Here is a 5,437-nt window from a genome sequence, read left to right as displayed (position 1 = left end):
TTTCAGCCAAAGGAGCTGGAAACTTAGCTTCAATTATTTCAGCTCGTAAAAACGGAACGCTTTTAGAAGCTTTAAGAGCCGAACTACCTGCATTTGAACAAACCATTGTCCCTGAATTTAAAGGCGCTGTTAGAGCTGTTTTGAAAAAGATTAATCGTCCTTCTGTAGGCGTTAAAATGGGAGAAATAGCTAATTATAGTTCCACATCAAGTCCAATGGGACAACTGAAGAAAATGTTTGGGTAATGAAACACACAGAATGAGCCATTTTAATATTAAAATTGAAGAGTTACCATCTCTAGAAAAAAAAGTTTCCGCCAAAGTCTTGACACATACCATAACCAAATGGGGATTGAATTGTAGTTGCTTTTCTTGTAAAGTTGACATTGAGCACACCTCTTGTTTTTGTTGTTTTGATCGACTTTACAATAACATAGAGTGTGCTCTTTTTGTATATTTTTTTCTTCACCCAACGGGTGAAGAAGGAATAGAGTGATAAACCTTATCAAAGCGGGATAAATGCCTGTTCTGACAAGGTACTATGAATTATTCAGGTTTATAATTAACTCATTAAATATAATTAGACAGATTCCTACAATCTCATATTGAATCTACCATGTAGCGCTAGGAACGATAGTGACGACGTAAGAGTGATAATCTTTAATTACCTTTTTGATATGTTGTAAAAAAAAATAAAAATTTTTAAAGAAAAAAAGTGAGAAAATAATTTCGTAAACTTTAAAAATCAAATTTGCAAATTGGAAAGGCGACCGGGTGACGACTCGGTCGTCTTTTTTTCAATTTGGGGTATTCATTATATGTTATGGATATGGTATTCTATAGAGAATTATATTTAAAAATAGGAGCAGTGATTCTATTGGATAATTATAAATTTAAGTGAGGGTTATTAGCTATAGGAGGAACTGTTGTCGCAATGCTATTATTCAATTATTTTAGTAAAGCTAAAAATATCGAAGCGGCCGTCTATTCTTGGTATGAACTACAAGTTGAAAATGTTGACCATACAGTAGAAGCAATGAGTACGCATGACATCGATTCGATTTATCAATTCGTTTCGAGTAATCATTTGTCTGATGACCAGTTTGTTGGCCAATTAAATCAATTTGTGGATCAAGTGAATGAAGCTAATAAGCGAGTTTACTTCTTAAATGGGGAGGCCGAATGGGCACTAGTTGAAGAAAAGAATGAATTAATTACCTATGTTAAAGAGGTCATTGAATATAAAGAAGCTGGCCATCCGGTGCAAGGGTTTGTCTTAGATATTGAACCTCAATCTTTAGAAGAATATCAAGATGATCCCAAAGCTGTTTGGGGAACCTTAGTAGATAATTTAAAAGAAGTTTATGGTCTAACAAAAGCAGCGAATATGGAACTGATTGTTTGCCTACCATATTACCTAGACACAAAAGGGTTCGATGAAGAATTAGAAGCAATTATTTCAGAAGCTTCCGATGAGGTAGCCATTATGAATTATTATCGCGGTAAAGAAATTGATCATATTGCTAAAGAAGTAAGTGTGAGTAAGCAATACGATAAGTCCATTCAAACGGTTTACGAATTACAGCAAGTTGGTATTGCTGATTTGACAGCACAAAATACCTACCATGATGAGGGGCTAGTAGCGATGATTGAAAACTTTGAGGCTTTAACTAATCATTACAGCAATCAAGAAATTCATTTAGGTATACATGAATTTAATAGTTTGCTAGAGCTAACAGCTTTAGAAGAGGAATGATTTTTTGATTTGGGAATTTAATTTTCTATTGTTTTACTTAATCCTACTGGTTATTATCAGTATATTCACTTATTTTTCGATATCCTTATACCAGCGCTATACTAATTTCTCTGCTAAGAGAAGCGATAAGGAAAAAGAAGAGGTGCGTAAGTGGTTCGTAGAGATGAAGGGTTTAAATTATGACAGTGAGATGTTCTATCGCGATGTGACATCTCCCAAGAAAATGATTGTATTTTTGGAGATTGCTGAGGAATTACTTAGTAGTAGTAGCCAGGAAGATAATGATTTGATCAAAGACTTCATTGATAAGTCATACAAAGATTGGCTAAGAGTCGGCCAGTACTATTTAAAAAAATCTTCAACCCATAAAGCTTATTATGCCTATGCAACGAGTAAGTTACTATTTAAGCAAGAGGGCAGGGATACGACTGAGTTGGAATCAATACTATTGAAGATCCCTCTACAATCGTCAATATATTCTAAGAATCACGCTTTTGCGGCTTTAACTAGTTTAGGCAATCCTCATTCAGTGGTAGAAGGACTTGAGCGGTTGAGCCATGAAGATTTAACACCCTTAAATACAAAATTAATCACGGATAGTCTATTAGCTTTTACTGGTGACTTTGATGAGTTACTACACTTACTAGACACGAATTGGAGTCAGTTGTCATCGCATTATCAAACGGCTGTCATTGATTTTGCTCGTATCAAGGGTTCAGCACAATTCCAACAGTTCTTGCTGCCATACTTAGATGGTGAAACAGAAGATGTTGATTATATATGTGCTGTACTCAGATATTATGGAAAAATCGAGACCGAAGAAGCTTATCCATATATCTTATCATGGGCTAATAATGATGATGTGGATTATATAGCATGTACCGGTGTAGCAACGAGTACTTTAATAGCCTATCCTGGTCAAGAAACGATCGAGCAACTAATAAGGAATGTTACATCAAGAGATTGGTATGTACGTCGGAACGCTGCTGAAGCTTTAAGTAAATTAGTAGATCAACCACAACGACTATCATCAGTATTTGAAGGTGAAGATCAATATGCGATTGATCAATTGACCTATTATTATGAAAAAAGGGGATTAAGTTATGAATATTGATCTGTTATTTCAAATCTCAGAAAAATTTTTCTTAGGCTACTTAATTTTCTACATTACTTATATCTTAATAGGTAATATCATGGCAACGGTGAAACTTTATAAACGACGACAATCGAAACTATTGATGAACCAATTAGACCATGAATATTATTACCCAGTATCCATTATCGTACCTGCTTTTAATGAAAGTGAAACGATAATAACAACAATCGATAACTTACTGCATTTAGACTATAAAATTTATGAGATTATCGTAGTAGACGATGGATCAACTGATGATACTGCTCAGAAGGTAATTGATCGATTTAATATGGTGAAAAACGATGTCCCCATTCGCCTACAAGTACCTTCTCAACCGATCGAATCAGCTTATGAAATATCGAAAGGTGGAAAAACTATTAAGTTGATCCGAAAAGTTAATGGCGGTAATAAGGCTGATGCGGTAAATGCAGGGATTAATGCGAGTGAATATCCATATTTCGTATCGATGGATGCAGATGAAGTCTTACAAGCTGATGCTCTAAAGAATGCCATTCAATTATTCTTCGAAAATGATCGTACAGTAGCTGTTGGGGGACTGTTGGGCATTGCTAATGATGTCGTCTTTAAAGATGCTTATCCAGTAGAAACACCTTTACCAAAAAAATTGGTAGCCGCAATGCAAACCTTGGAATACGGCCGGGCATTTATGGGGTCGCGTATATCTAGCGATGCATTTAATGCAAATTTAAATGTATCTGGTGGTTTTGGTTTATTCAAAAAACAAGCTGTAATTGATATTAATGGGTACGACCCTAATAGTGTTGCGGAAGATATGGACTTAGCTTTACGACTACATCGTCACCATGTCGAGAATGATATCCCTTATAAGATTCGTTTTGCTGAAGATGCAGTATGTTGGACGCAAGCGCCTTTCTCAATGGATGATCTAGCGAAACAACGTGCTCGTTGGCATCGTGGTTTGATGCAAACGATGTGGGCCCATAAATCTATTCTTCTAAATCCAAATTATGGCTTACTAGGCTTGTTATCTTACCCGTACTTTTTGATGTATGAACTTTTAGCACCGTTTATTGAACTACTTGGTTTATTTATCATCATCTTAGGTCTTTACTTAGGGATGATAAATATCCCCATGATGCTAGTATTAATGGGATTATACTTCATATTCAATTTGTTCCAGACTATGGCCTTCTTTGTTGGGCGATACTTTATCCAAGATTACAAACGTTATCCCGGAGAAGTTGCGAAAGCTTTCTTTGTGACGACTTTGGATGCCTTCTTCTTCAGACCTTACTTATTGTGGGTACGATTATATTCGGTATTCACTTATCATGCAAAACTACATTCGTGGGCGCCAATTGAACGTAGCACTATTGAAGACCAGAGCGTAAATGACTAGGTCTTAACTTTAAGCTAAAAAGATGAATCATGATATACAAAAAAACCAGGTAAGTTAGATACAATTTCTAACTTACCTGGTTTTCATTTTAATGAAAGGGGTTATAAAACCGGCCTTGATTAACTGGTTCTACGTCAACTAACGTTGGTTAAGAATAATAATCAATAAATATGAGAGTGAATACCACTGGGCTTATGCTGCCTTGGTATTCACTTTTTTCTTTTGATTTGTGCTAGCATTTGCTGGCTTTAGGTTAAAGTGGAGAATGATTCGGTTTTTATAGTTAAGGAAATTGCGGTAGCCGTAGGCTACCCGATTGAGGACCTTTATTTTATAACTGTTCTTTACACTTTGGAATGGCGTTTATTCTTGTACATGGCTGCGTCGGCCTTATTTAGAAGGTTCTCTACAGAGTCACCATCTTTAGGGTAGTAGGCAAAGCCGACACTCGGCGTGCAGACGATTTCTTCTCCATCAATGAGGTAAGGTTTGTTCAGCTTGTTCAGGAGCTGACTGGCCCATCTCATCGCATCATCATAGCTATCGAGATCATCAATCAGAATAGTGAACTCATCCCCGCCCAGTCGTGCGGCACAATCATCTTTCTTGACCATCGAAGCAATGCGTCTGGCGACCTGAGCCAATAGCTTATCGCCAAAGGCATGACCATAATCATCATTGACGTCTTTGAAATTATTCAGATCCATAAAGAGAAGCGCAAATTTCTTATCATGAAGCCTGTCATCCTCTATAGCTTTCTGAAGAACTTCTTCGAAACGGATGCGGTTGGCCAGGTGAGTCAGATGGTCATGGAAGGCCATATACTGGATCTGCTCCTGATTGATCTTGTTCTCCGTAATGTCTCGCGCAATGGCGTAGACGCCAATAACTTCTCCATCTACCTTGATCGGCACATGAGTCACACCCAGGTAATAAAACTCATTGCCTAGATTGCTGAAAGGAAGCTCATAATGCTTGAAGATGCCTTTTTTAGCGTTATTAAAATGTCCTTTGACCGTTTCCTGATAATCGGCATGTATAGTGTCAATCAGTGAGTGTCCGATCAGTTCTTCCTTTGTTTTGCCGAGAATTTCAGCACCTTTTTCATTGACACTCAGGACTGTACCGTCAAGTGTGAATGAAAAGGCTGCGTCAGGATGATGCTC

4 protein-coding genes and 2 pseudogenes are annotated in these 5,437 nt (G+C 37.0%); 4 read left to right on the top strand and 2 right to left on the bottom strand.

What is annotated here, in order from left to right; all coding sequences use genetic code 11:
* The 4 genes and pseudogenes from BLR76_RS11930 to BLR76_RS11145 form a co-directional block, all read left to right on the top strand.
* Positions 1 to 245 (top strand): annotated as a pseudogene (locus BLR76_RS11930) (hypothetical protein); the annotation flags it as partial.
* Positions 246 to 933: 688 nt separating this feature from the next.
* Complete coding sequence (locus BLR76_RS11155) at positions 934 to 1,755, top strand: hypothetical protein (RefSeq protein ID WP_091268949.1); 822 nt, start codon at positions 934 to 936, stop codon at positions 1,753 to 1,755.
* Positions 1,756 to 1,759: 4 nt separating this feature from the next.
* A complete protein-coding gene (locus BLR76_RS11150) occupies positions 1,760 to 2,869 on the top strand; it encodes a HEAT repeat domain-containing protein (protein ID WP_091268947.1) in 1,110 nt (369 codons plus the stop codon).
* The gene (locus BLR76_RS11145; protein ID WP_091268946.1) at positions 2,859 to 4,271 is read left to right on the top strand and encodes a glycosyltransferase family 2 protein; all 1,413 of its coding nucleotides are present in this window, start codon (positions 2,859 to 2,861) and stop codon (positions 4,269 to 4,271) included. Before BLR76_RS11150 ends, BLR76_RS11145 begins: the two co-directional genes overlap by 11 nt.
* Positions 4,272 to 4,463: 192 nt before the next feature.
* On the opposite strand, the pseudogene BLR76_RS12505 reads toward BLR76_RS11145, so the two are convergent.
* A pseudogene (locus BLR76_RS12505) lies at positions 4,464 to 4,604 on the bottom strand (ISL3 family transposase); the annotation flags it as partial.
* An 11-nt stretch (positions 4,605 to 4,615) separates the two neighbouring features.
* Positions 4,616 to 5,437 (bottom strand): sensor domain-containing diguanylate cyclase (locus BLR76_RS11140; RefSeq protein WP_143009256.1); only part of this gene is annotated, 822 nt, incomplete at its 5' end.

This window comes from Alkalibacterium thalassium, from assembly GCF_900101165.1.
GTDB lineage: Bacteria > Bacillota > Bacilli > Lactobacillales > Carnobacteriaceae_A > Alkalibacterium > Alkalibacterium indicireducens.
The sequence above is the reverse complement of the archived record's forward strand: the minus strand, read 5'-3'. Positions and strand labels throughout refer to the sequence as shown.